Here is a 25,158-nt window from a genome sequence, read left to right as displayed (position 1 = left end):
TCAGTCCTCGTCGAGCGTCGGGATCGAGGCCGTGACGGTCGGCAGGAGATCGGCGACCGAGTCGACGATCTCGTCGGGACGGAACGGGTACTTCTGCACCTCGGCCTCGTCGCTGATTCCCGTCATCACGAGCACGGTGTGCAGGCCCGCCTCGATGCCGGCGATGATGTCGGTGTCCATGCGGTCGCCGATCATGCCGGTCTTCTTGGAATGCGCGCCGATCTTGTTGAGCGCGGAGCGGAACATCATCGGGTTCGGCTTGCCGACCACGTACGGCTCCTTGCCGGTGGCCTTGGTGATGAGAGCGGCGATCGCGCCCGTCGCCGGCATCACGCCATCGGCGGACGGACCCGTGGCATCCGGGTTGGTGACGATGAAGCGCGCGCCCCGGATGATGAGCCGGATCGCCTTGGTGATCGCCTCGAAGGAGTAGTTGCGGGTCTCGCCGACGACCACGAAGTCGGGGTTCGTCTCGGTCATGATGAACCCGGCCTCGTGCAGCGCGGTGAGGATGCCTGCCTCGCCGATCACGAAGGCCGAGCCGCCGGGCAGCTGCTGCGCGAGGAAGTCGGCGGTGGCGAGCGCGGAGGTCCAGATCCGCTCCTCCGGAACGGTGAGTCCGCTCGCACGCAGACGGGCCGACAGATCGCGTGCCGTGAAGATCGAGTTGTTGGTCAGCACCAGGTACGGGATCTCGTTCTGCTCCCACCCGGCCAGCAGCTCGGCGGCTCCGGGGATGGCGTCGTTCTCATGAACGAGTACGCCGTCCATGTCGGTCAGCCAGCATTCGATGTCATCGCGGTGTGCCATGTGCTCAGCCTATTGGCCCGCGGTGACGGGCAGGTGTCAGGTTGCGGCGACAGGTCTACAGGCGACAGGGCGGCGGGGCGGCAGCGCTCAGGCGCTGAGCCAGACCACTCCGGCCGCGCCCTCGGGGAGCGCGGTCTCGACGCCGGCGAGCTCGATGCCCGAGGTGGTGGTCGTGACGGTCGCGGCGACGACGACGCCGGTCGCCTCCAGCGCGCGCAGCAGCTCGGGGTCGCGGTCGTCGACGCGCAGCACGCGGCCGATATGCCCGGTCGGGGCGTCGGCGAGCAGCACGAAGGGCTCGCGGTCGACGACACCCGCGGCATCCGGGATCGCATCGCCGTGCGGGTCGAAGCGGGGGCGTCCGAGTCGGGCGTCGATGCCTTCGAGCAGACGGTCGCTGATGGTGTGCTCGAGCACTTCGGCCTCGTCGTGCACCTCGTCCCAGCCGTAGTCGAACTCCCGCACGAGCCAGGTCTCGATCAGCCGATGACGCCGCACCATCGCGAGGGCGCGCTGCGTGCCGGCCTCCGTCAGGCGCACCGCACCGTACGGGACGTGCGAGACGAGTCCGGCGGCGGCGAGCTTCTTGACCATCTCGGTCACCGACGACGGGGCAATGCCGAGCTTCGCGGCGAGCACCGAGGGGGTGATCGGCGCATCCTGCCATTCGGTGTGCGCGTAGACGGTCTTGAGGTAGTCGTCTGCTGCCGGGGATGCCACGGGTCCAGCCTAGATCAGGGGTTGGCGACGTCGACGAGGATGCCGAAGGCGACCTGGCCCGCGAAGAACACGATGAGGAATCCGAGCAGCGCCGCGAAGAGCGAGAGGCGACCGTCGAAACCCTCGATCTCGGCGATCCCGATCTTGCGCGCACGGAAGGCGAGGATGAGCGTCGCGACGCCCAGCGCGAGCTGCACCCACGGGCCTCCGACGGGCAGCACGGTCGGGAAGGCGACCAGGAGGCCGCCGACCACGCCGGTCGCGATTCCGATCCACGTGAGGATGCGGACGGTGCGGCGCGCGTGTTCGGCAGACATGACTTCGAGCCTAATCGCCGCTGCTGCCTGTGAATCGTCTCAATCGGCGCGGATTCCTTGACGGGCGCACCCCGTGCGGGTAGCTTCGACCGGGCACGGGAAAACGCTATCCGAGCGGGCTTCGAGCCCAGAGAAGGATTTCGACGATGAATATCCGACACCGATCGTTCCGCGCCGCCGTGGCTGTCACGGCTGCCGGCTGCCTCCTCGTCGGGGGCGCGCAGAGCGCAGGAGCTGCGACCACCGCCCCTGCATCCGGCGCTGCCCCCGCATCCGCCTCCACCGGGCGCCACGACCCCGGCCCCGCGACCCCTCAGCTCGAGGCACTCGACCGCGGTCTGGTCGCCGTGTCGACCGCCGAGGGAGTCTTCCTCAGCTGGCGCCTGCTCGCGACCGAGGCCGGCGGTGCGACCGCCACGGGTCTGAGCGGCCCGGACTTCGCGGTCTACCGGGACGGCGAGAAGATCGCCACGGTCACCGACAGCGCGAACTACGACGACGCCGAGGGCTCGGCCGACTCGGTGTACTCCGTCGTGCCCGTGGTGCACGGCGTCGAGCTGACGGCATCCGCCTCGGCATCCGTCACCGCCTGGGCGGAGGGGCATCACGACCTGCCTCTGCAGAAGCCCGCCGACGGCGTCACGCCCAGGGGCGAGACGTACACGTACGCGGCCAACGACGTCTCGGTCGGCGATGTCGACGGAGACGGGCAGTACGAGTACGTCGTGAAGTGGGATCCGTCCAACTCGAAGGACGTCTCGCAGCGGGGCTACACGGGCCCGGTCTACCTCGACACGTACGAGCTCGACGGCACGCTGCTGAACCGGCTCGACCTCGGTGTGAACATCCGAGCCGGCGCGCACTACACGCAGTTCCTCGTCTACGACTTCGACGGCGACGGTCGCTCCGAGACGATGCTGAAGACGGCGCCGGGCACGAAGTCCGTGCGCTACGCCGACGACGGCTCCGTGGCGGCCGAGTCGTACATCACGATGCCCGAGTCCGACGTGGCCGCCGGCTACTCGAACGACGACGACTACCGGCTGAGCGCCGCGGACTACGAGGAGCACCTCGTCGAGATGTTCCTCGGCTGGAGCGATCGGGACGAGGTCGTCTCGGGGCAGTGGCCCGCCACCCTCGAAGAGGCGTGGGGCCTGCCCATCACGCATGACTACCCGCTCTCGCGGGAGAGCGCCGAGGAGCTCGCCGACACCTTCATCGACGTGTACGCACCGAGTCGCAGCGACCGCAACCTGCTGCGCGAGTTCGAGGGCTTCATCGTCGACGGACCCGAGTACCTCACGGTCTTCGACAGCGCGACCGGCGAGGAGCTGCAGACCATCCCGTATCCGACCGAGCGCGGCGACGACGGCCTGCTGTGGGGCGACTACGCGATGTCGCGCGTCGAGCCGGCCAACCGCGTCGATCGCTTCCTCGCAGGCGTCGGATACCTCGACGGCGAGCATCCCTCCGCGGTGTTCGCCCGGGGCTACTACACACGCACGACCGTCACGACGTTCGACTGGGACGGCGAGAACCTCAGTCAGCGCTGGCAGGTCGACAGCGGCCACGTGCCGATGACCAACCCCTTCAACGACTCGCCGCACGGGCGCGACGGCACGGATCCCGAGTTCGGCACGATCACCACGCAGGGCGACCACTCGCTCAGCTTCGCCGATGTGGATGCCGACGGCAGGCAGGAGCTCGTCTACGGCTCGGCCACGATCGACGACGACGGCAGTCTGCTCTACAGCTCGTTCGACGTGCTGCCCGAGGGGAGCGCCGCGCCGGGCGAGAACGTGCGACTCGGCCACGGAGACGCGCTGCACGTGGCCGACATCGATCCGAGCCGCCCCGGTCTCGAGATCTGGACCGCCCACGAGGGGGCCACGAGTGCCCCCTACGGGTCGGCGATGCGCGATGCGGCGACCGGCGAGACCCTGTTCGGCGCCTATTCGGGCCGCGACACCGGCCGTGCCATGATCGGCGACGTGCGACCCGACGTGCCGGGCATCGAGGTGTGGTCGAGCATGCCGGGCGGCACAGAAGGGAGCGGTCTCCTGAGCGCGACCGGAGAGGTGCTGCAGCCCGAGACCCCGGGGACGAACATGTCGATCAGGTGGGCCGGTGACATGACCACCCAGCTCGTGAACGGCAGTGGCACCCAGACGCCGACCATCGACGACTGGACGCGTGGAACCGTGCTGACCGCGACCGGCACACTCACGAACAACGGCACCAAGGGGAACCCGTCGCTCGTCGCCGACGTGCTGGGCGACTGGCGGGAGGAGCTGCTGGTGCGCACCGCGGACTCGAGCGCGCTGCGGTTCTTCACGACCACCGAGCCGACCGCGCACAAGCTCACGACGCTGATGCACGACGTGCAGTACCGGGTCGAGACCGCCCGTCAGCAGACGACGTACAACCAGCCGGCGTACACCTCGTACTACCTGGCGAGCGACCTCGACTGGGGGGACGTCCCCGTGCTGACCGCAGCCGTGACTCCGAAGGCGCCGACCTTCAAGGACCGCCCCGGCACGGCGCACGACGAGGTGCAGGTGCCCAAGAACGTCAGGGGCGTGACCTACTACGTGAACGGCGAGGAGGTCACCTCGCGCAACGGCAAGGTGCGTGTCACCGGTGAGGTGACGGTCGTCGCCGTTCCCGACAGCGGGTATCGCATCGCCGACGGCGCCACGTCGGTCTGGACGGAGACCTTCCGCAGGCGCTGACGTCCGCGTCGACAGACCGCCGCCCCGAGCCGACTCCTTCCCGTGCCGGCTCGGGGCGGTTCTCCGTGCGCGCGGCGCGCTGTGCGCGCGCTGTGCGGGTCAGGCGCCGGGCTGGGTCAGGCGCCCGTGAGCACCAGCCAGAGCAGAGCGCCGTTGAGTGCGATGAGGAGCACGGATGCGAGGATGCCGGCGGCGGTGGTCCAGGTGCGATTGGCCCAGATGCCGAGAGTGCGCTTCTGCGCGGTGAGCGCGACGAGCGGGATCAGCGCGAACGGGATGCCGAACGACAGCACCACCTGGCTGAGCACGAGGGCGAGCGTGGGGTCGACGCCGATGCCGAGGATCACCAGGGCCGGAATGAGGGTCACGAGGCGTCGCGCGAGCAGGGGGATGCGCACGTGCAACAGTCCGTGCATGATCTCCGCCCCGGCGTAGGCGCCGACCGACGTCGACGCGAGTCCCGATGCGAGAAGCCCGACCGCGAAGAAGGTGGCGACCACGGGGCCGAGTCCGGCTGCGAGGGCTGCGTGCGCACCCTCGAGCGAGTCGGTGCCCTCGACCCCGGCCAGGTTGGCGGCCGCCAGCAGCAGGATGCCGAGATTCACCGTGCCGGCGATCAGCATCGCGATCGAGACGTCCCAGCGGGTGGCGGTGAGCAGGCGGCGGATGCGCGACGTCTCGGTGCGCGCCGCCTCGGTCGGGGCGTGCGCTGCCGCCGAGCCGAACCGGTCGCGGGTCAGAGACGAGTGGGCGTAGATCGCGTGGGGCATGATCGTCGCGCCGAGGATGGATGCCGCGAGCAGCACCGATCCGGTGTCCTCGAAGCGCGGGACGAGACCGCCGACCACTCCGGCAGGGTCGGGCGGTGCGACGAAGAGCCCGGCGACGAAGCCGACCGTGATGATGAGCATGAGCCCGATGATCACGAACTCGAAGGGGCGTGCACCGCGACGGCTCTGCACGGCCAGCAGGATCATCGACACGGCGCCGGTGATCACCCCGCCGAGCAGCAGCGGGATGTCGAACAGCAGGTACAGGGCGACCGCGCCGCCGATGACCTCGGCCAGGTCGGTCGCCATGGCCACGAGCTCGGCCTGCAGCCAGTAGGCCCGCCGAGCCCACGGTCTCGTGAGGCGCGCGCCCAGGACCTCGGGGAGGCTCTGCCCGGTGACGACGCCGAGCTTGGCCGACAGGTACTGGATCAGCCAGGCCATGACGTTGCCGGCGATGACGACCCAGACGAGCAGGTAGCCGTACTGGGCGCCCGCGGTCATGTTGCTCGCGACGTTGCCGGGGTCGAGATAGGCCACTCCGGCGACGAGAGCGGGGCCGAGCAGCCAGAGACTGCGCGGAGGGGTGGTCCGCGCGGTTCCTCCGGCGGGTGCATCGTCGACGACGGAATTTTTAGGCATGCCGAAATCGTAGCGGATTTTTCGGTACACCTAAATATCGATGGCGGGGGTGGCGGATACGCTTGCCGGATGGATGCGCAGCCGGCCCGGAACCCGACGGACAGCGGAGACGCGTCGCCTCAGCCCGGCTACGGCGTCGGCCCCTGGCCGGGTGGCGAGTCCGAGTGGCCGACGGACGAGCAGTACGATCCCGAGCTGCTCGCGGTGGGCGACACCCGAAACGTGATCGACCGCTACCGCTACTGGCGCATGGAGGCGATCGTCGCCGACCTCGACACGCAGCGGCACCCGTTCCACGTCGCGATCGAGAACTGGCAGCACGACATGAACATCGGGTCGATCGTGCGCAGTGCCAACGCGTTCCTCGCCGACACCGTGCACATCATCGGACGCCGACGCTGGAACAAGCGCGGCGCCATGGTCACCGACCGGTATCAGCACGTCGTGCACCACGAAGACGTCGAGACGTTCGCGGCATGGGCGGCGGCGCAGGGGATCCCGATCATCGCGGTCGACAACGTCGAGGGTGCTGTGCCCGTCGATCGCGCCGACCTGCCGCAGCGCTGTGTTCTGCTCTTCGGGCAGGAGGGGCCGGGGCTCTCGGAGGCGGCGCTCGCCGCGGCATCCGCCCATATCGAGATCACGCAGTACGGCTCGACCCGGTCGATCAACGCGAGTGCTGCGGCTGCCGTGATCATGTACGAGTGGTGCCGGAGATACGCCGACTGACGGGCGCCGCGTGCGTCTGCCGGCCGGGTGTCAGGCGCCTGCGGTGACCCAGCGGCCGGAGCGCACCCGCCACCCGAGCGTCGCGAGCCTCGCGAGAAGGTAGATGCCGAAGAACGCGACCGCGAGCCAGATGAGACCGGCGGCACCGTCGACCCCGGTCGCCGCGATGATCCACAGCGCGGGCAGGAAGGGGACCAGGTTGAGCCCGCCGGCGATCGCGAGGTAGCGCGCATCGTTCGCGCCCATGAGCACGCCGTCGAGCACGAACACGACGCCGGCGATCGGCTGCGCGACGGCGAGGATCAGGAGAGCCGGCTGCACGAGGGCCGCGACCGTCGGGTCACCCGTGAACACGATGCCGAGCACACCTGAGAGGGCGGCGATGAGCGCGCCGACGATCACCCCGAACCAGGCTCCCCAGGCGACCGTGCGTCTGAGCACCCTGTGCACCTGCCGTTCGTCACCTGCGCCGAGCTCCTTGCCGATCAGCGCCTGCGCGGCGATGGCCAGGGCATCGAGTGCGAAGGCGGCGGCCGAGAAGATCGTGAACACGATCTGCCAGCCCGCGAGCTCCTGCGTGCCCAGGCCCGTGGCGACGGCGACCGTCACCAGCAGCGCCGCCCGCAGGCTCACCGTGCGCAGGAACAGCCACCCGCCGGATCGCGCGGTGTTGCCGCGCCCCTCGCGACGCGCCCGCAGCGAGGCGTCGTGCGTGGCGGCGAGCCTGCGGATCACGAGGACGTAGGCGCCGACCATGCCCCACTGCGCCACGACGGTGCCCGCCGCGGAGCCGGCGATGCCCCAGCCCAGGCCGTAGATGAAGAGGACGTTGAGCAGGGCGTTGGCGCCGAAGCCGAGGCCGGCGATCCACAGCGGGGTCACCGTGTCCTGCATCCCGCGCAGCAGTCCGGTGGCCGCGAAGACGATCAGCATCGCAGGCAGGCCCCACATCGAGACCACCAGGTACGCGTTCGCATCGGCAGCGACCGCATCGCTCGCGCCGAACAGCGACACCAGCCAGGGCGACGACGCCGCGCCGGCGGCGGCGAGCACCGCTCCGATCGCGAGGGCGAGCCACATGCCGTTGATGCCGACCGAGACGGCTTCGCCCGGTCGTCCGGCACCGAACAGCCGGGCGACCGCCGGCGTGGTCGAGTACGCGAGGAAGACCATGAGGCCGACGATCGTCTGCAGCACGGCGCCCGCGATGCCGAGTCCGGCGAGCGGGGTCGTGCCGAGATGGCCGACGAGGGCGGCGTCGACGATGAGGAACGCGGGCTCGGCGATCAGAGCGCCGAGGGCGGGGACGGCGAGGCGCAGGATCTCGCGGTTGAGAGTGCGCTCGGTCATCCTCCGAGCCTATTGGCTGACACGCCTGCCGATGCCGGTGCGGCCGCACGCGCCTCCCGGCGCGAAGCGGCCGTACCCTGGAGTGACCGGATGCCACGGAGGTGCGTCATGACGGATCCGAGAGAGGCCGCGGCGAGATACCGCGCTCAGCAGCAGGGTGAGGCCGAGGAGGAGACCGCCGTCGGTCCTCCCGGGTTCGCGGCGGCCGTCGACCAGGCCGCGTTCATCGAGACCGCGATCCAGATCGCGATCCGTCGGGGAGACTTCGACGATCTGCCGGGCGCGGGCAAGCCGCTGGAGGGCCTCGGCACGCACCACGATCCGGACTGGTGGATCCGCCGCAAGATCCAGCAGGAGAACCTCACGGGCCTGGGCCCGCCCGCGATCCTGCTGCGCACCGAGGACCGTGAGCTCAACGCGCACCTCGACCTGCTCGGACGCGAGGCCGACGTGCGCGAGGTGCTCGAGGACTTCAACCGACGCGTGATCGAGGCGCGGCGGCAGCTGCAGGGAGGGCCTCCCGTGGTCACGGCGCCGCGGGACATCGATGCCGAGGTCGCCGCGTGGGCCGAGCGTCGTGCGGCCCGGCTCGACGAACGCGCCGCGGACGCGCCGCCGCAGCCTCCACGGCGGCGCCGGCGTCTCGGCATCCGTCGCTCCGCATGATCGTGGCGTGATTCCGCCCGAATGTCGGAGCGCCGCATAGGCTGGGCGCATGACAGACGTGCTTCCCTCCGGCCTCGAGACCACCGAGTTCAGCTCCGACATCCGCCCGCAGGACGATCTGTACCGCCACGTCAACGGCGCCTGGCTCGCGCGCACTGAGATCCCGGGCGACAAGGCGCGGTGGGGCTCGTTCCACCTGCTCGCTGAGCAGGCCGAGAAAGACGTCCGCGCGATCATCGAGGAATCGCAGGGCGCCGACGAGGGCACCCTCGCCCGCAAGATCGGCGACCTGTTCGCGAGCTTCATGGACACCGAGCGCATCGCGGCCGCCGGTGTCACGCCGCTGGCCGAGACGCTCGCCGAGATCGACGCGATCGACGGCATCCCCGCGTTCCTGCGCACGGTCGGTGCCTACGACCGCGACGGTCGCGCGCACCTGATCGGCTTCTACGTCGACGGCGACCCCGGCGACCCCGAGCGCTACCTGCCCGTCGTCGTGCAGTCAGGTCTCTCGCTGCCCGATGAGAGCTACTTCCGTCTCGACACGTTCGCCGAGACGCGTGCGGCGTACCGCGCGCACCTGGAGCGGCTGCTGACTCTGGCGGAGATCCCGGATGCGGCGGCGACCGCCGACCGCGCGATCGCTCTCGAGACCGAGCTCGCCGGTCATCACTGGGACAACGTGCGCAGCCGCGACGCGGTCGCCACCTACAACCTCAAGACGTGGGCCGAGATCCAGGATCTCGCCGGGGTCGACCTCGAGCCGTGGCGCGACGCCGTCGCTCCCGCCCACCCCGAGGCGTTCGCCGAGGTCGTCGTCTCCCAGCCGAGCTTCCTCGAAGGGCTCGGCTCGCTGCTCACCGCCGAGCGCCTCGACGACTGGAAGGCGTGGCTGCGCGCGCAGGTCGTGCATGCGGCAGCGCCCTACCTCACCGACGACTTCGTGCAGGAGAACTTCTCGTTCTACGGCACCGAACTCACCGGCGTGCCGACCATCCGCGAGCGCTGGAAGCGCGGCGTCTCGGTCACCGAGAGCGCGCTCAGCGAGGCGATCGGCAAGGTCTACGTCGAGCGTCACTATCCGCCGACGGCGAAGGCCGCGATGGACGAGCTCGTCGCCAACCTCATCGAGGCGTACCGCCGCAGCATCACCGACCTCGAGTGGATGACGGCCGAGACCCGCGAGCGCGCGCTGGCGAAGCTCGACTCGTTCACGCCCAAGATCGGTCACCCCACGGTGTGGCGCGACTACTCGAGCCTCGTCATCGACCGTGCAGACCTGTTCGGCAACGTGCGTCGCGCGGCGATCTTCGAGCATGACCGCAACGTCGCCAAGGTCGGCACGCCCATCGACCGTGACGAGTGGCACATGCCGCCACAGATGGTCAACGCCTACTACAACCCGTCGATGAACGAGATCGTCTTCCCCGCGGCGATCCTGCAGTACCCCTTCTTCGACGTCTCCCGCGACGCCGCGGCCAACTACGGCGGCATCGGCGCGGTCATCGGCCACGAGATCGGCCACGGCTTCGACGACCAGGGCAGCCGCTACGACGGCGACGGCAAGCTCGAGGACTGGTGGACGGATGCCGATCGCTCGGCGTTCGAGGAGCGCACGAAGGCTCTCATCGCGCAGTACGACGAGCTCGTCCCCGAGGGACTCGACCCCGAGCATCACGTCAACGGTGCGCTGACGATCGGCGAGAACATCGGCGACCTCGGTGGGCTCGGGATCGCGCTCAAGGCGTACGAGCTCTCGCTCAACGGCGGCGAAGCCCCCGTCATCGACGGCTACACCGGCGTGCAGCGGCTGCTGCTGTCGTGGGCGCAGGTGTGGCAGCAGAAGAGCCGTGACGCCGAGACTCTGCGACTGCTGACCATCGACCCGCACTCGCCGAACGAGTTCCGCTGCAATCAGATCGTGCGCAACATCGATGCGTTCTATGACGCGTTCGGCGTCACCGAGTCCGACGCGCTCTGGCTGCCGCAGGAGTCGCGCGTCACCATCTGGTGATCCCGCCGTCGTGACCGATCAGGCGCGGAGGGGTGCCCTGGTGCCTTCTGTATGACGATCAGATGACCGTATACCGGAGCGCATAGGGCATCCTCACCTGAGGGGGTTACGATATCCGTGCTGCGGCGGATGGACCCCGCAGCATCCCGCCAATCCAATCCCCCTCCGAAGGATCACGCGTGGGCGTTTCCGAGCCTGTCGATGGGCCACCTCTGGCCTCGCTGCGCCGCTCTCAGCAGACGAGCCGCCGGCTGCCGCGTCGTGCCGCCGCCGGCCGTCGGTCGTTCACCTCGACGACGCGTGCACTGGAACAGCTCGTCGAGTCCGGCGCCCAGGTGTCGGTGCACGTGGTCGACCTCGACAACCATGTGCACGTGCTCTCCGGTGACGACCACGTCACCATGCCCGTCGCCGGACTCGGCGTCGTGCCCCTGCTGATCGAAGTGGCGGCCGGCTTCGCGGCGGGGTCCCTCGACCCGCTCGAGATCGTCGAGCGCAGCGCCGTCGCTCCGGTCTCCTCCGCGGGGGTGTGGCGGCACCTGCACGCCCCTGCTCTGCCGCTCGAAGATCTCGCGGTGCTCGCCGCGACGTCGGGAGATCCGATCGCGGTCAACGCCCTGCTGCAGCGGGTCGGCCACGACCGTGTCCGCGACAGGATCGAGGCTCTGGGCCTGCGTCGCACCGCCCTGCTCGACCGGTTCCGCGATCAGCGCGGGCCCGACGATGCGCCGCAGGTGGCGGTGGGGTCTGCGCGGGAGCTGGCCGGTCTGTTCTCCGCCCTCGTGAACTCGCAGGTCGTCGACGCGCCGGTCAGCGCGCAGGTCTCGGAATGGCTGAGCCTGAACCAGGACCTCAGTCTCGTCGCGGCGGCCACGGGGCTCGACCCCTTCTCGCACGATCATGACGCGCACGGGCTGCTGTTCATCAACAAGACCGGGCGTGACCGGGGGGTGCGCGCCGAAGCGGGCGTGCTCGGCGGCCCCAGGGCAGGCGTCGCGTACTCGCTGATCGTCTGCTTCGACGACCTGTCGATCACGCATCGGCTGCGCGCCCACGACGCGTTCCGCATCCTGGGCGTCGAGCTCATGGAGTACACGCACTGAGCGACCCCGGTCCCGCCGCGGTGGGTACCATCGGGGAATGCCCCGCGACGACTGGACCCCGCACCGCCGTGACGACGGCGAGCTGCTCGGATGGATCCATCCCGACGGCGACGGCTGGGTCGCCGTCGACGTGCTCGGGCGCATCGTGGCCGGCGCCACGGAATGGCTCGACGCCGAGGACGCCCTCGACCAGCACGGGATCGCGTGGCTCGCGGACCCGTGGATGCTCGACGGCGAGGCCGAGCGCCCGCTGCGCGTCCGCATCCTCGAGGTCACTCCGGATCGCGACGGGTCAGACGGCCGCATCGTGGTGAAGGTCGACGACTTCGGCGACGTCACCCGCCCGCCCACGCCGAAGTACGTCGTCGCGTGGCCGATTCCCGAGCGGCTCCGTCAGCCGCGGCCGACGGATCCCGATCCGCGCGTGATCTGAGACGACGTGCCGACCCGGTTCACCCGGGGAGAGACGGATGCTGCTCGGCAGACCGCTGGCGCGGGATGAACAGCGACAGCACGAGGGCGACGATGCCGGCCGCGATCGCGAGCCAGAAGCAGAGGTCGAACGCCGCGCGGGTGGGGACCGAGACCCCGCCGACATCGATGCTCATCGCCGCGAGCACGCCGCCCATCACGGCGGACGCGCTCGAGGTCCCGACCGAGCGGAAGAGGGCGTTGAGTCCGTTCGAGGCGCCGGTCTCGTTCGCCGGCACCGAGCGCATGATGATCATCGGCATGGCGGCGAACGTGAAGCCGATGCCGACGCCGATCAGCAGGTTGCCGACGAGGATGTGCCAGACCTCGGTCGACCACAGCAGCACGAAGACGTAGGCGAGCACGATCGCCCCCGCCCCGACCGTGAAGAGCGGGCGGGGCCCGACCGTGCGCTCGAGGAAGCCGGACAGCGGTGAGATGACCATCATCACGAGGCCCGCGGGCATGATGATGAGCGAGGCCGTGACCATGTCGAGTCCGAAGCCGGCGCCGGCGGACACGGGTCCCTCGAGCAGCTGCGGGAACGTCACATTCGAGGCGAACAGCGCGAAGCCCATGCCGATCGCCGCGATGTTCGTGAAGAGCACGGCGGGGCGGGCCGCGACACGGAGGTCGAGCAGCGGGTCCTTCGTGCGCAGCTGATACCAGCCCCAGATCAGCAGCACGCCCACTCCGCCGATGATGCAGGTGAGGGTCAGGGGTGCCGTCCAGCCCCACTCGGCTCCGCGCGACACGAACAACAGGATGCCGGTGAGCCCGATCGCGAGGCCGATCGCGCCGAGCACGTCGAGGCGGCCCGGGAAGCGCAGGACGTCTTCCGGAACGGCGGCGAGCACGAGCAGCAGTCCGGCGACGCCGAGACCGGCCGCGAGCCAGAACAGCCAGTGCCAGTCGGCGTTCTCGGCGAGCAGGGCGGCGACCGGCATCCCGATCGCGCCGCCCACACCCATCGTGGCGCTCATCAGCGCCACGGCCGTGCCGAGCCGCTCGGGCGGCAGCACGTCCCGCATGATCGCGATGCCGAGGGGAACGACTCCTGTGACAGCGCCCTGCAGCGCGCGCCCGATGATGACCCCCACGATCGAGCCCGACAGTGCGGCGATGACGGATCCCACGATGAGCAGCGACAGCAGCACGATCACGACGCGGCGCTTGCCGTACATGTCCCCGAGGCGGCCCGAGATCGGGGTCGCGACCGCGGCGACCAGCAGGGTGATCGTGACGACCCATGTGGTGTCCTCGCGCGAGGCGTTCAGCAGCCGCGGCAGCTCCGCCTGCAACGGCACCACGAGCGTGAACATGAACGACGAGCAGAGCCCGGCGAAGGCGAGCACGGCGACGGTCGCCCAGCGGGGGACCTTTCGGGAGAGCCTTCTGCGTGCGCGATCGTCGTTCTCTCCCATCGCTTCAGGCTATCGGCGATCCGGAGGCCCCGGCCGCGTCGCCCTCTGCGGGCCGGGTGTCAGCTCACGCCCTTCATGAGCCGCAGCACGGGCTTCGCCGACAGCAGCAGCCCGACGCCGACCACGATCGCGATGCCGCCGAGGATCGAGAAGTACGGGACCTCGTTCTTCGGGTCGTAGAACTGCACGAGCCACCCCGAGATCGCCGTGCCGAGTGCCACGGACAGGAAGAACAGCGCGACCATCTGGGTGTGGAAGACCCGCGGCGCGAGCTTCGTCGTGACCGACAGGCCGACCGGGGAGATCAGCAGCTCGGCGATCGTGAAGACCAGCAGGATGCCGACGATCGCGAGGAGCGGCGTCGAGTTGGCAGCGCCGTTGGCGAAGGGCAGGAACAGCAGGAAGGCGGCGCCCATGATCATGGCTCCGAGCGCGAACTTCACCGGCGTCGACGGCTGGCGCTTTCCGAGGCGCGTCCAGATCGCGGCGAAGACCCCCGACAGGATGATGATGAACACGGGGTTGATCGACTGCACCCAGGAGATCGGCATCTCGAAGCCGAACAGGTTGCGGTTCAGCCGTTCGTCCGAGTACACGGTCAGCACGGTGAACTGCTGCTGATACAGCGACCAGAACGCGACGCTCGTGATGAACAGCGGCAGGAAGCCCCAGACTCGGGAGCGCTCGGTGCGGTCGATGCGGCGGCTGGTGAGGATGACCGCGAAGTAGGCGATCGAGGCGACGACCGTCGCGATGATGACGATCGTCGAGAGGTTGTCGGCCGTGATGACGCCGACGAGCACGAGCACGGTGATCAGCACGACCGCCGCGACCGCGACGCCGACCACGAGGGGGTACCGCGACGCGGGCAGAGGGTTCGGCACCGCCCTGGCCTCGTCGGGCAGCCCGCGACGACCGAACGCGTACTGCACCAGGCCGAGGGTCATCCCGATCGCGGCGAGCCCGAACCCGAAGTGGAAGCCGAGGGTCGACTGCAGGATGCCGGTGAGGATCGGACCCAGGAAGGCGCCGAGGTTGATGCCGAGGTAGAAGAGCGAGAATCCGGCATCGCGTCGCGTGTCCTCGGGGCTGTAGAGGGTGCCGACGACGGCTGTGGCGTTCGCCTTGAGGCCGCCCGAGCCGAGCGCCACCAGGACGAGACCGACTCCGACGCCGAGGAACCCGGGCAGCAGTGCGAGGGCCACGTGACCGGCGACGATGACGATCGCGCTGAGGAACAGGACCCGCTCCGACCCCAGGATGCGGTCGGCGACCCAGGCGCCGAGGATGGTCGAGAGATAGACAGATCCGCCGTACGCGCCGACGATTCCTCCGGCGACGGCCTGGGAGAGGCCGAGCCCGCCCTCGGTGACCGAGAAGTACAGGTAGATCAGCAGGATGCCCTGCATGCCGTAGAAGCTGAACCGCTCCCACATCTCCACACCGAAGACGTGGACGAGGGCCCAGGGCTGCCCGAAGAACCGGGTGTCCGACTTCTCGGCTGTGGTGTCGCTTGATGCCATCCCCCCACGGTACGCCCGGTCAGGGCGCGGATCCCAGCCCGATCGCGTCGCACGATTCCGAAATCCCGCGCGGGAGGGGCAGACTGGGGTCGTGCGAACCATCCGTGATCTCGACACCGTTGAACTCATCATCGACGCGCAGAGCCTGCTGGACTCGATCCGCGGCCCCGAGCGCGTCATCGACGCCGGAACCCTGCGTGCGCTGCAGCAGTCGGGCAACTACGTCGTCGGTCTCTTCGATGCCGAGGAGGGGGAGGAGCGCATGGTCGGCGCCTCGATCGCCTTCTTCGGCGCTCCGGCGCGGCGGGCCATGCACTCGCACATCACCGCCTTGCTGCCCGAGTACCGCGGCCGCGGGTGGGGGCGGGAGCTCAAGGAGCACCAGCGACAGTGGGCGTTCTCACGCGATGTCGGACGCATCAGCTGGACCTTCGACCCGCTCGTCGCCCGCAACGCGCACTTCTTCCTCACGGTGCTCGGCGCTCGCGCGACCGGATACTCCGTCAACCGCTACGGGATCTTCGGCGGCGGCGACGCGGGTGACGAGAGCGATCGGCTCGACGTGGAATGGGCGCTCGCCGACATCGCGAAGCAGCCGGATCCCGAGTCCGTCGTCGAGACGCTCGAGATCCCGACCGACATCGAGGCGATGAGGGTGTCCGACCCCGATGCCGCGCACGAGTGGCGCCTGCGCCTGCGAGCGCAGATGGAGGGGCTGCTCGGCAGCGGGCTGACCCTCGCGGGCTTCGACGTCGAGAAGGGCTACCTCTTCTCGGCCTGAGCCTCGAGGGCTCGAGAGACCCGAGGTCGGAGAGTTGCGCTCCATCCGGCGCGGATAAGATTGATGTGCCCGTGATCACGGGTCATCTCCCACAGCCGACCATTGGAGCCACCGTGGCCGAACAGTCCCGCCTCGACAAGGTCATCGCCCTCGCCCGCCACCGCGGGTTCGTGTTCCAGGCCGGTGAGATCTACGGCGGTTCGCGGTCGGCATGGGACTACGGTCCCCTCGGCACCGAGCTCAAGGAGAACATCCGACGTCAGTGGTGGCAGACGTTCGTGCGCGGCCGGGGCGACATGGTCGGCCTCGACTCCAGCATCATCCTCCCCAAGCGCGTCTGGGAGGCATCCGGTCACGTGGCGACCTTCACCGACCCCCTGGTCGAGTGCCTGCAGTGCCACAAGCGCTTCCGGGCCGACAACCTCATCGAGGACTTCGAGGCCCGCAAGGGCCGCAAGGCCGAGAACGGTCTCGCCGACGTGCCCTGCCCGAACTGCGGCACGAAGGGCCAGTACACCGAGCCCAAGGCCTTCTCCGGCCTGGTCAAGACGTACCTCGGCGTGGTCGACGACGAGTCCGGCCTGTACTTCCTGCGCCCCGAGACCGCGCAGGGCATCTTCGTGAACTTCTCGAACGTGCTCACCGCGAGCCGCAAGAAGCCGCCGTTCGGCATCGGCCAGGTCGGCAAGGCGTTCCGCAACGAGATCACCCCCGGCAACTTCATCTTCCGCACGCGCGAGTTCGAGCAGATGGAGATCGAGTTCTTCACGCCGCCCGCCGAGGCGCAGGAGTGGTTCGAGCACTGGGTCGAGGCCTGCTGGAACTGGTTCATCGACCTCGGGATCGACCCCGAGAACATGCGTCAGTTCGACGTGCCCGAAGACGACCGCGCGCACTACTCCGCCGGCACCATCGACGTCGAGTACCGCTTCGGCTTCACGGGCAAGGAGTGGGGCGAACTCATGGGTGTCGCCAACCGCACCGACTACGACCTGTCGAGCCACAGCGAGGCCTCGGGCCAGAGCCTGACGTACTTCGACCAGGCCACGGGCGATCGCTACACGCCGTACGTGATCGAGCCGTCGTTCGGTCTCACGCGCGCCATGATGGCATTCCTCGTCGACGCGTATCGCGAAGAGGAGGTGCCGAACGCCAAGGGCGGCACCGACGTGCGCACCGTGCTCAAGCTCGACCCGCGCCTGGCTCCGGTGAAGGCCGCGGTTCTGCCGCTGAGCCGCAACGAGCGCCTGTCGCCCCTGGCTCGCGAGGTCGCCGACACCCTGCGCAGCTCGTGGGCGGTCGACTTCGACGACGCGGGCGCGATCGGCCGTCGATACCGTCGCCAGGACGAGATCGGCACGCCGTTCTGCGTCACGGTCGACTTCGACTCGCTCGACGACCGTGCCGTCACGGTGCGCGACCGCGACACCATGGCCCAGGAGCGCGTCTCGATCGACGAGCTGCACCAGTACCTCGCGGAGCGCCTCAAAGGCGCCTGAGTCCCATGGATGCTCCGGGGGGAAGCGTTCAGGCGGAGCGGCGGACGGCGACACGTCCGGTCGCGCTGATCGTGAGCGGTGCGCTCGCGATCAGCTGGATGCTGCTCGCCGTGCTCGACCTGCGCGAGAACGACGGCGCAGCGCCGATCATCGCGATGTTCGGAATCCCGGCGATCGCATCGGCGCTGGTCATCCAGATCGTGATGACACGCCTCGGGAAGCGCAAGCGGGTGCCGATGCCCGTGGCGTGGCTCATGCTCGTCGTGCTCCCGGTCGGAACGCTGCTCGGCTTCGGGGTCGCGATGCTGCGCGACCCCGATTACTTCATCGGCGACGAGAGCCCCTGGATGCTGATCTGGGTACCGATCTTCATCGGCGTCGGCGTGATGCTCGGCGCCCTGGTGTGGTTCTTCTTCGTGTTCCCCCTGGTCTCGCTCGTGAAGGCGATCGGTCTGATCATGCGCGGTGAGGCTCGACCGGCCGCGGCGATCATGCCGCTCGTCCTGCTCGCCCTCGGCGTGGTGTGCATCGTCGGAGGCCTGTCGATCTCGAGCGGTGAGGTCGGGCGCAGCGCCGAAGCGCAGATCATCGCCGCGTTCTTCGGCATCCCCGGCACCTACGAGGTGATCTGGGGCCCGGGGCTCTGGATCGTCCGGGGGATCATCGCGGCGATCGTGCTTCTGTTCGCGGTTCCGGCTGTCCGGCATCGTGCCCGTGCTGCGGTGGCGACGCAGCGCACGGGCACCGAAGACCTCTGAACCCCGGCCTCGCCGATCTGATCACGCCCCGATCCGTGCGGGCCTATGCTGACCCCATGATCGAGCACTGGAGCGAGTTCAATGTCGCGATGGCAGGCGCGACAGCGGCGTTGGCAGGCCTCGTGATCGTCGCCGCGAGCGTCAACATCGGCGAGATCGTGAAGTCGCGGACTCTCACCGCGCGGCTCCTCGCGGGCATAGCGGCGCTCGTCCTCGCGCTCACCGTGTCGGGGCTCGGTCTCGTCCCGGGCATCGACGAGGTCTGGCTCGGCATCCTCACGATTCTGATCGCCGTGCTCGCGTCCGCGTTCCAGATACACGCGACGACGCTGATCGCTGCGGACACCGATCCCGCTGACCGGGCACGGCCCCTCAAGTACCTGGTCGGATTCCTGCCGATCGCGGGTTATCTCGCTGCGGGCATCCTCGTCGCGCTGGGCAATCCGGCGGGGCTGTACCTCGCGGCGGCCGGGTGTCTGCTGGCGATCGTGTCTGCGATCGTCGTCTCCTGGGTCGCGCTGGTCGAGGTGCTGCGCTGACCTGCCCGCGGCGCCGCCTCCGTCAGCCGGTGACGGTGAGCTGCACCTGATCCGTACCGCCCGCCTCGACCCAGGCGAGCGAGCGTTCCAGGATGCCGCGCAGCACGTCGAGATCGACCTGCTCGAGATCCTTGATGTAGAGGCATCCGACGCCGGTGGTGTGCGGACCGAGCCTCTCGAGAGCGTCGCGGTGGGCGTCGACGCCGTCGAACAGATAGATCGTCGTCGCCGCCTTGCGCGGCGCGAAGCCGAGCAGTCCGCTGTCGCCCTCGGTTCCCGTGGGGTAGCGGTAGTGGCAGCTGCCGAAGCCGATGATCGTTCCCCAGGTCTGCGGTTCGCGTCCGGTGATCTCCTGCATGAGCGCGGTCAGCGTCTCGGCATCCCGACGTCGCACGGCGGGGGCGGAGCGGGCGATGAGTCCGGCGACGTCGTCGCCGGTGGGCTTCATGCCTTCGCCTTGGCAGCGGCCTTCATCGCCTTCTTGTGCTCGCGCACCTTGGTCAGCGATTCGGGCGAGACGATGTCGGCGACGCTGCGGAACGACCCCTCGACGCCGTAGTCCCCGGCTGCCTCACGCCAGCCGGATCCGGTGAATCCGTACTGCTTGCCCAGCAGCGCGAGGAAGATCTTCGCCTTCTGCTCGCCGAATCCCGGCAGGGCCTTGAGGCGCGTCAGCACTTCCGCTCCCGACGGGTCGCCGTCGGTCCAGATCGCCGACGCGTCGCCGCCCCACCGGTCGACGATCTCCTGGCAGAGGGTCTGCACGCGCGCGGCCATGGAGCCGGGGAACCGATGAACCGCGGGCGTCTCCTTGAACGCGGTGAGGAACTCGTCGGGGTCCATGCCGGCGATGGTCGTGGCATCCGCGGCGCCGGTGCGCTGCTCGATCTTGAGCGGTCCCGCGAACGCGGTCTCCATGGGCACCTGCTGGTCGAGCAGCATGCCCACCAGCAGAGCGAGGGGGTTGTCGGTCAGCAGGGAGTCAGCGGCGGTGTCTCCGGTGATGTGAAGGGCCATGAGTCCAGTCTGTCACTCGACGCACGGCGGCGAGAGGTCAGAGGCGCTGCAGCTTCGGCAACGGCCCCTCGAGGCGAGCGATCGAGACGCGGAGGTCGGCGATGTCGGCCTTGAGTTCGGTGCGAACCTCGGCGATATCGGCCTTGAGTTCGGTCTTCACTGCGGCGATGTCGTTCTTGAGTTCGGCGCGGACGTCGGCGAGTTCGGCGCGGACCGCGGCGATGTCGGTCTTGAGCTCGGCGCGGACGTCGGCGAGTTCGGTGCGGACCGCGGCGATGTCGGTCTTCAGTTCGGTGCGGAGGTCCGCGATCTCGACTCTCACGTCCGCGATGTCGCCCTTCAGCTCGGTCTTCAGGTCGGTGATCTGCGTCTCGACACTCGCGAACCGGTCATCGATCCTGTCGAAGCGCACATCCAGCCCGCGGGACTGCCGCGCGAGCATGCGGGAGACCCCGCCGAGCACGGTGGCGGTGAAGGCGAACAGGGCGATGATGATGCCGATCACATTCGGGTCCACGAGCATGCTCCCAGTCTGCGCCGAGCGTCGGACGCTGTCATGGGTTCGACGATATGAAGCAGGAGTGAGGCTCGGGCGGAGCCGTCGTCCTCATCGCGCGTGCGGGGGACAGGCCCCCGTCGAGGGCTTCTGTGCAGAGAGGGCGACGCCCGTCAGGCGGTCGCGGCCGTGTCTTCGTCGGACGACTGGGCGGCGTCCGCGGGCTCGATGCCGTAGAGCGTGGTCAGCGCCGCGGCGAAATCTCCCGCACGGCCGGACGCGGCGAGCTCGTGCGCGCGTGTGGTCGGCGTGTGCAGGAGGACTCCGGTGAGGTGCCGCAGAGCCTGCTCGACCCTGCCGTCCTCGTCGCCGCGGGCGCGTGCTCGGTCGATCTCCGAGTCGAGCAGCGCGAAGATGTGCGACCGCAGAGCCACGACCGAGGGGGTTACACTCTGACGGCTCCCGACGACATGGAAGGTGTCTGCGGCCTCACGAACGACGGTGCGTGCGGCATCCGTCGCCTGCAGCTCGTCGAGAGGGGCGTGCAGGCTGATCGTCTCGAGATCGAGCAGCGCGACGCCTTCGAGAGCGGCGACCGCGGGGTCGACGTTGCGGGGCATGCCGAGGTCGACCACCAGCTGGCTGTGCGATGCGACGGGGCATCCCGCGGCCGCGATGCCTGTCGGCGCCTGCAGGTGTGCCGGCGTGAGCACCGGCTCGGTGGCCGTCGTGCAGGTGATCAGCAGGCTCGACCGCGAGGCGATGCGTGCGTAGTCGTCGGCGGCGACGGGACGGATGCCGTGTTTCGCGGCGAACTTCTCGGCGCGGCCGGACGGCGAGAACACCGAGATGTTGACGGCGCCGCGCTCGCGCAGGGTGGCGAGGGTGACGGCCGCGTAGGCGCCGGTGCCCACCAGCAGGACGCGCTCGGCAGCCCAGTCGGCGATGCGGCTGTCGGCGAGCTCGAGTGCGAGACGCACGAGCGAGCGGCCGGCGCGACCGAGGGCGGTGACGTTCTTGACCTTGCGCTGTGCCTGGCTGGCGCGCTGGAAGAGGCGCTCGAGCTCGGGCGAGGTGGTGCCGTCCTTGCGGGCGGACTTCAGTGCGCGGCGGACCTGTCCGGCGATCTCGCCCTCTCCGGACACGACGGATTCGAGGCCCGAGGCGACCGAGAACAGGTGCTCGGCGACGCGGCGACCGGAGTGCACGTCGTAGGCGCCGTCGAGTTCGGCTGTGGGGATGCCGGTGGCGGATTCGACGGCTTCGAGCACGGCTTCGACGCCGATCGCGCCCGCCGCGGTGACCGGTTCGTCCATCTCGACGTACGCCTCGAAGCGGTTGCAGGTAGCAAGAACGACCGCACCCTGCACGCATGACGCGGTGTCCACGATCGTGGAGGCGACGTCATCGGGGGTGCGGCTCAGGCGTTCGAGCAAATCGAAGGAGGCGGTCTTGTGACTCGCCGTGACACACAGCAGCACGGATCGATTCTACCCCTCCCCGCGCACAGGTCGGCCAGAGGGGCGGGATGGGAGGATGGAGTCATGCCTCTCTCCGACGCTCCGCTGCTGCGCGCCCTCACCGGACCCCGCCCCGAACATGCCCCCGTGTGGTTCATGCGACAGGCCGGGCGGTCGCTGCCCGAGTACCGGGAGCTGCGCGTGGGCACGCGCATGCTGGACGCCTGCCTCACCCCCGACCTCGCGGCCGAGATCACTCTGCAGCCGGTCCGTCGGCACGGCGTCGATGCCGCGGTGTTCTTCAGCGACATCGTGATCCCGCTGCGTCTCGCCGGCGTCGAGGTGGAGATCGAGCCCGGACGCGGCCCCGTGTTCGCGAACCCCGTGCGCACGGCGGCCGACGTCGACCGCATCACCGCGATCGACCCCGACTCGCTCGACGGCACCGCGATCGCCGAGGCCGTGCGCCTGGTGACCGCCGAGCTCGGCGACACGCCTCTGATCGGCTTCGCGGGGGCGCCGTTCACCCTCGCCGCCTACCTCGTCGAGGGAGGCCCCTCGAAGGAGCATCTGCGTGCGCGCGGCATGATGCACGCCGACCCCGACGCCTGGCATCGACTCGCGGGCTGGCTCGCGCAGATCTCCCGACGGTTCCTCGAGACGCAGCGCGACGCCGGAGCATCCGTGGTGCAGCTCTTCGACTCGTGGGCCGGGTCGCTCAGCACCGCCGACTACCGCACCTTCGTGGCACCCCACTCGCGCACGGCGCTCGAGGGCATCGGAGTGCCGAGCATCCACTTCGGGGTGGGCACCGGGCCGTTCCTGGCCGACATGCGACTCGACGGCATCGCCGACGGCGTCGGTGTCGACTGGCGGATGCCGCTCGACGAGGCCGCGAAGATCCTCGGCCAGGACGTGTCGGTGCAGGGCAACATCGATCCGGCGCTGCTGTCGGCGCCGTGGCCCGTGCTCGAGGCGCACGTGCGCGACGTGGTCGAGCGCGGTCGTGCCGCGCGCGGACACATCGTGAATCTCGGACACGGGGTGCCGCCTGAGGCCGATCCCGACCAGCTGACGCGGATCGTCGAGCTCGTCCACTCGATCTGACGGGAAGGACCGCAGACATGGCCCCTGAGACCGCAGACATGGCCCCTGAGACCGCAGATGCCGGCGAGACGCGCGCCGCGGAGTCTTCCCGCGCCGAGCTCGCAGCCCGCGCGGAACGCGCCGCGCAGACGCATGTCATCGTCGTCGGCGGAGGCGTCGGCGGCCTGATCGCGGCGAGAGAGTGCGCCAAGGTCGGCATGCGGGTGACGCTGCTGGAAGGCTCGGAGGCCGTGGGCGGGGCGATCCAGCGTGCAGAGCTCGACGGCGTCGTGGTCGATGCGGGTGCGGAGAGCTACGCCACCCGTGGTGGGCGCGTGCGTGCGCTGATCGACGACCTGGGCATCGCCGACCGCATCGTGGCACCCGCCGCGGGAGGTGCGTGGCTCGCCGGCATCCCGGGTGTCGGGGCGGCGCCGTTGCCGGTGGGCGGCATCCTCGGCATCCCCGGGAACCCGTTCCAGGACGACGTCCGGTGCATCCTCGGGTGGTCCGGCGTGTGGCGCGCGTACCTCGACCGGGTGCGACCGCCGCTCACGATCGGTCACAACCACAGTCTGGGGAAGCTGGTCGCCTCGCGCATGGGCGCGAAGGTGCGCGATCGTCTCGTCGCTCCGGTGACCACGGGCGTCTACTCGGCGTCGCCCGAAGACGTCGACGTCGACGTGGCGGCCCCCGGACTCAACGCCGCGCTGACCCGCGTCGGATCGCTGTCGGGAGCGGTGCAGGCCCTGCGCGACGAGAGCGCGTCGCGCGCGGCTCGGGCCCAGTCGCCGGGTGCCGCGGTCGAGGGGCTCGACGGCGGCATGACGGTGCTGATCGACGCACTCGTCGCCGATCTCGCGAAGCTCGGTGCGGTGGTGCGCACCGGCGTCAGAGTCGCATCGGTCACGAAGTCCGGAGACTCGTGGGCCGTCACCACCGAGAACGTCGCCATCGAGAGCGTCGCGGCCGCAGAGTTCCCGGGCCAGGTCACGCGGACCGGGGGAGAGGCCGATGACGCCGGCCAGGCGGATGACGGTGTGCTCTCGGCCGACGGCCTGGTGATCGCGACGCCCGAGATCTCAGCGCGGACGCTGCTGGCCGGAGTCGCCCCCGCACTCGCCTCGACGGATGTCGCGGAGTCGCCGGAGATCGAGCTCGTGACCCTGCTGCTCGCGCCGACGGCGCTCGACGGCGCGCCGCGGGGCACCGGCGTGCTGACCGTGCCGGGCAGTCACACCGCCAAGGCCCTCACCCATTCCACGGCCAAGTGGGAGTGGGTGCGACGGGCGGCCGGCGATCGGCATGTGGTGCGCGTCTCGTTCGGCGCGCAGGGCGAGCCGCCGGCGACCGCGAGCCTGGACGACGACGCCGCGGCTCGTCTCGCGGTGCGCGAGGCATCCGCGCTTCTCGGGGTCTCGCTGTCGCAGGCAGACGTCGTGGCGTCGCACCGATCACGCTTCGTGCAGTCGCAGCCGGCATCGATCATCGGCTCCGGCGAGCGACGCACCGCAGCGCGCGCCGCGGTGCAGGCCGTGCCTGGGCTGGCGGCGGTCGGCGCCTGGCTCGCGGGGACAGGACTCGCCCAGGTCGTGCCCGATGCGCAGCAGGAGGCCGATCGTCTTCGACGTTCCCTCCTCTGGGACTGACGGGGCGGATCGTGCCGTTCTGGCGCCGGGGGAGCCACCCTCATCCGCCGCGGTCTGTCAACCCTCTGACCTATAGATGCCGAAATCGGCATACGGCGTTACGCTGGACACCTGGCAGGCGGCGCCGAGCCGCCGGTTCGCCGCAGGGCGTTCACACCGGCACAACGTGAGGAGACCCCATGAAGGGGAAGATCGGACTCGTCGTAGGACTCGGCGTGGGATACGTACTCGGGACGCGCGCAGGACGCGAGCGCTACGAGCAGATCAAGACGCAGTGGCTCAAGGTCTGGAACCTCGACCCGGTGCAGGAGCAGGTCGACAAGGTCAAGGGCTACGTCGGCGACAAGGCCGCGGCCGTGCCCGGCGCGATCTGGACCGGCGTGCAGAAGGTCGTCAAGTCGGCGAGCGGTGGCGACAAGACCGCCGGACAGCGCCTCGACTCCGCCGTCGCCGCGGGCCGCAAGGCTGCTGAGGACATCGTCGACGCGACCGAGGACGCCGTCGACGAGGCCAAGGACGCAGCCAAGAAGGATGCCCCGAGCAAGCCCGCGACCAAGAAGTCCACGTCTGCACGTTCCACCGCAGCGAAGTCCGGAGACTGA

24 protein-coding genes are annotated in these 25,158 nt (G+C 69.7%); 13 read left to right on the top strand and 11 right to left on the bottom strand.

The annotated features are described in order from the left end of the window. The 3 genes from HWD99_RS09335 to HWD99_RS09325 all read right to left on the bottom strand — a co-directional run bounded on the left by HWD99_RS09335 (position 1) and on the right by HWD99_RS09325 (position 1,847). Positions 1 to 810, bottom strand: a complete 810-nt coding sequence (locus tag HWD99_RS09335) for an HAD-IIA family hydrolase (RefSeq protein WP_241795971.1) — start codon at positions 808 to 810, stop codon at positions 1 to 3. An 87-nt stretch (positions 811 to 897) separates the two neighbouring features. Continuing rightward, positions 898 to 1,530 (bottom strand): metal-dependent transcriptional regulator, encoded by a 633-nt coding sequence (locus HWD99_RS09330; protein ID WP_241795970.1) that lies wholly within the window; start codon positions 1,528 to 1,530, stop codon positions 898 to 900. Between the two features lie 14 nt (positions 1,531 to 1,544). Next, complete coding sequence (locus HWD99_RS09325) at positions 1,545 to 1,847, bottom strand: hypothetical protein (RefSeq protein WP_241795969.1); 303 nt, start codon at positions 1,845 to 1,847, stop codon at positions 1,545 to 1,547. 146 nt (positions 1,848 to 1,993) lie between these two features. Here HWD99_RS09325 and HWD99_RS09320 point away from each other — a divergent pair, with 146 nt between their 5' ends. Continuing rightward, entirely contained in the window at positions 1,994 to 4,579 is a 2,586-nt protein-coding gene (locus HWD99_RS09320) for a rhamnogalacturonan lyase (RefSeq protein ID WP_241795968.1), read from the top strand. Positions 4,580 to 4,695: 116 nt separating this feature from the next. On the opposite strand, the gene HWD99_RS09315 is transcribed toward HWD99_RS09320, so the two are convergent. Next, positions 4,696 to 5,991, bottom strand: a complete 1,296-nt coding sequence (locus tag HWD99_RS09315; protein ID WP_241795967.1) for an Nramp family divalent metal transporter — start codon at positions 5,989 to 5,991, stop codon at positions 4,696 to 4,698. Positions 5,992 to 6,060: 69 nt separating this feature from the next. Between HWD99_RS09315 and HWD99_RS09310 the strand changes: the two genes are divergently transcribed. Beyond that, a complete protein-coding gene (locus tag HWD99_RS09310; RefSeq protein WP_241795966.1) occupies positions 6,061 to 6,720 on the top strand; it encodes a TrmH family RNA methyltransferase in 660 nt (219 codons plus the stop codon). A 30-nt stretch (positions 6,721 to 6,750) separates the two neighbouring features. On the opposite strand, the gene HWD99_RS09305 is transcribed toward HWD99_RS09310, so the two are convergent. Beyond that, the gene (locus HWD99_RS09305; protein WP_241795965.1) at positions 6,751 to 8,070 is read right to left on the bottom strand and encodes an MATE family efflux transporter; all 1,320 of its coding nucleotides are present in this window, start codon (positions 8,068 to 8,070) and stop codon (positions 6,751 to 6,753) included. A 108-nt stretch (positions 8,071 to 8,178) separates the two neighbouring features. Between HWD99_RS09305 and HWD99_RS09300 the strand changes: the two genes are divergently transcribed. From HWD99_RS09300 to HWD99_RS09285, 4 genes are all read left to right on the top strand, one after another. Then, positions 8,179 to 8,736 (top strand): DUF1992 domain-containing protein, encoded by a 558-nt coding sequence (locus HWD99_RS09300; RefSeq protein ID WP_241795964.1) that lies wholly within the window; start codon positions 8,179 to 8,181, stop codon positions 8,734 to 8,736. Positions 8,737 to 8,785: 49 nt separating this feature from the next. Beyond that, positions 8,786 to 10,750: a M13 family metallopeptidase gene (locus HWD99_RS09295; RefSeq protein WP_241795963.1), complete on the top strand. Its 1,965-nt coding sequence runs from the start codon at positions 8,786 to 8,788 to the stop codon at positions 10,748 to 10,750. 179 nt (positions 10,751 to 10,929) lie between these two features. Further along, complete coding sequence (locus HWD99_RS09290; RefSeq protein ID WP_241795962.1) at positions 10,930 to 11,853, top strand: serine hydrolase; 924 nt, start codon at positions 10,930 to 10,932, stop codon at positions 11,851 to 11,853. Positions 11,854 to 11,890: 37 nt separating this feature from the next. Then, positions 11,891 to 12,286, top strand: coding sequence for a hypothetical protein (locus HWD99_RS09285; protein ID WP_241795961.1), 396 nt, complete (start codon positions 11,891 to 11,893; stop codon positions 12,284 to 12,286). A gap of 19 nt (positions 12,287 to 12,305) precedes the next feature. On the opposite strand, the gene HWD99_RS09280 is transcribed toward HWD99_RS09285, so the two are convergent. Both HWD99_RS09280 and HWD99_RS09275 read right to left on the bottom strand, forming a co-directional pair. Next, positions 12,306 to 13,748, bottom strand: a complete 1,443-nt coding sequence (locus HWD99_RS09280) for an MFS transporter (protein WP_241795960.1) — start codon at positions 13,746 to 13,748, stop codon at positions 12,306 to 12,308. Positions 13,749 to 13,807: 59 nt separating this feature from the next. Continuing rightward, positions 13,808 to 15,271, bottom strand: a complete 1,464-nt coding sequence (locus tag HWD99_RS09275; RefSeq protein ID WP_241795959.1) for a peptide MFS transporter — start codon at positions 15,269 to 15,271, stop codon at positions 13,808 to 13,810. A 91-nt stretch (positions 15,272 to 15,362) separates the two neighbouring features. Here HWD99_RS09275 and HWD99_RS09270 point away from each other — a divergent pair, with 91 nt between their 5' ends. From HWD99_RS09270 to HWD99_RS09255, 4 genes are all read left to right on the top strand, one after another. After that, the gene (locus HWD99_RS09270) at positions 15,363 to 16,052 is read left to right on the top strand and encodes a GNAT family N-acetyltransferase (RefSeq protein WP_241795958.1); all 690 of its coding nucleotides are present in this window, start codon (positions 15,363 to 15,365) and stop codon (positions 16,050 to 16,052) included. Between the two features lie 113 nt (positions 16,053 to 16,165). Then, a complete protein-coding gene (locus tag HWD99_RS09265) occupies positions 16,166 to 17,551 on the top strand; it encodes a glycine--tRNA ligase (protein ID WP_241795957.1) in 1,386 nt (461 codons plus the stop codon). Positions 17,552 to 17,556: 5 nt separating this feature from the next. After that, on the top strand, positions 17,557 to 18,309 hold the full coding sequence (locus HWD99_RS09260; RefSeq protein WP_241795956.1) for a hypothetical protein: 753 nt from the start codon (positions 17,557 to 17,559) through the stop codon (positions 18,307 to 18,309). Positions 18,310 to 18,365: 56 nt separating this feature from the next. After that, positions 18,366 to 18,848: a hypothetical protein gene (locus tag HWD99_RS09255; RefSeq protein ID WP_241795955.1), complete on the top strand. Its 483-nt coding sequence runs from the start codon at positions 18,366 to 18,368 to the stop codon at positions 18,846 to 18,848. 22 nt (positions 18,849 to 18,870) lie between these two features. Here the strand turns inward: HWD99_RS09255 and HWD99_RS09250 are convergent, their stop codons facing one another. The 4 genes from HWD99_RS09250 to HWD99_RS09235 all read right to left on the bottom strand — a co-directional run bounded on the left by HWD99_RS09250 (position 18,871) and on the right by HWD99_RS09235 (position 21,842). Further along, on the bottom strand, positions 18,871 to 19,296 hold the full coding sequence (locus HWD99_RS09250) for a DUF1801 domain-containing protein (protein WP_241795954.1): 426 nt from the start codon (positions 19,294 to 19,296) through the stop codon (positions 18,871 to 18,873). After that, positions 19,293 to 19,865 carry an HhH-GPD-type base excision DNA repair protein gene (locus tag HWD99_RS09245; protein WP_241795953.1) on the bottom strand — a complete coding sequence of 191 codons (573 nt, stop codon included), beginning with the start codon at positions 19,863 to 19,865 and terminating at the stop codon, positions 19,293 to 19,295. The genes HWD99_RS09250 and HWD99_RS09245 overlap by 4 nt, the downstream gene beginning before the upstream one ends. 37 nt (positions 19,866 to 19,902) lie before the next feature. Further along, the gene (locus tag HWD99_RS09240) at positions 19,903 to 20,388 is read right to left on the bottom strand and encodes a hypothetical protein (RefSeq protein ID WP_241795952.1); all 486 of its coding nucleotides are present in this window, start codon (positions 20,386 to 20,388) and stop codon (positions 19,903 to 19,905) included. Positions 20,389 to 20,534: 146 nt separating this feature from the next. After that, positions 20,535 to 21,842: a glutamyl-tRNA reductase gene (locus HWD99_RS09235; protein WP_241795951.1), complete on the bottom strand. Its 1,308-nt coding sequence runs from the start codon at positions 21,840 to 21,842 to the stop codon at positions 20,535 to 20,537. 63 nt (positions 21,843 to 21,905) lie between these two features. On the opposite strand from HWD99_RS09235, the gene hemE reads away from it, so the two are divergent. The 3 genes from hemE to HWD99_RS09220 all read left to right on the top strand — a co-directional run bounded on the left by hemE (position 21,906) and on the right by HWD99_RS09220 (position 25,158). After that, a complete protein-coding gene (gene hemE / locus HWD99_RS09230; protein WP_241795950.1) occupies positions 21,906 to 22,928 on the top strand; it encodes a uroporphyrinogen decarboxylase in 1,023 nt (340 codons plus the stop codon). Between the two features lie 17 nt (positions 22,929 to 22,945). Continuing rightward, entirely contained in the window at positions 22,946 to 24,556 is a 1,611-nt protein-coding gene (locus HWD99_RS09225; protein ID WP_241795949.1) for an NAD(P)/FAD-dependent oxidoreductase, read from the top strand. Between the two features lie 179 nt (positions 24,557 to 24,735). Next, positions 24,736 to 25,158, top strand: a complete 423-nt coding sequence (locus HWD99_RS09220) for a hypothetical protein (RefSeq protein WP_241795948.1) — start codon at positions 24,736 to 24,738, stop codon at positions 25,156 to 25,158.

This window comes from Microbacterium sp. C5A9, from assembly GCF_022627955.1.
Lineage (GTDB): Bacteria > Actinomycetota > Actinomycetes > Actinomycetales > Microbacteriaceae > Microbacterium.
The sequence above is the reverse complement of the archived record's forward strand: the minus strand, read 5'-3'. Positions and strand labels throughout refer to the sequence as shown.